Origin of the sequence: Chroococcidiopsis cubana SAG 39.79 (genome assembly GCF_003991895.1) — a bacterium.
In the GTDB taxonomy this organism is placed as follows: domain Bacteria; phylum Cyanobacteriota; class Cyanobacteriia; order Cyanobacteriales; family Chroococcidiopsidaceae; genus Chroococcidiopsis; species Chroococcidiopsis thermalis.
The window spans coordinates 286-962 of sequence record NZ_RSCK01000120.1 but is presented as its reverse complement, the minus strand read 5'-3'; the positions used below and the strand labels follow the sequence as shown (position 1 = coordinate 962).

The 677-nt window shown below is 38.0% G+C and carries 1 protein-coding gene; it reads left to right on the top strand.

Going from position 1 to position 677, the window contains the following annotated elements; all coding sequences use genetic code 11:
- The coding region (locus DSM107010_RS33130) for a hypothetical protein (RefSeq protein WP_206751847.1) at window positions 1-537 on the top strand (537 nt) is incomplete at its 5' end.
- Window positions 538-677 lie beyond the last annotated feature (140 nt).

Genomic DNA, 677 nt, shown 5'->3' with positions numbered 1-677 from the left:
GTTCAGCAAGACTGTGGTACGATGCAATGGCTTGAACTTTGGTTGAGGATTGGCGATTCTCAAGTCCTCGCCTTACTAAGTCAATTTGAGCAAGCAGGTTACTTAAAACGCCAAGAACAAGTTGGTAGATATCCGCATTATCAGGTGGAGCCTTCGTATCATGACAAGATTCGTCTTTATCTTGTCTACAATTGTTGCTCTCGGCTCATGACAAAAGAAATAGATCTTCGCGTACTAGACGAGCCACATTTTGTCGCTTATTGTAACCGTGCTTGGACAAGTATGCGAATTCTTTGTACTTTTAGTCCGCCTCAAATTGAAATTTGCTCTGAGATCGAGCAGTCAATAACTGAAGAGTTTATCTATCAACTCTATCAAATTGGCTACCTTCAACTCGTCGAGCGCTATGACAAAAATCTGATTGGTAGTGAGAACGTCTATCGCCTTCGTCTAAACTCTGGTCCTTTAGCTCCGTTCATTTGTGCTGATGGCATTGTCTATGACCTCAACTCTCGTAAATTTTACATGACTCAGTAAATTTAAAAAATAATGAACTTAAGTTTATCATTTTTAACATCACGTTTGTTGAAGATCGACTCAAAAATTAGATTGAAGCATGAGTTTTAAAAAGTAAGATTTCAAAATAAAGTTTCCTGATTCATATCATTTATGGATTG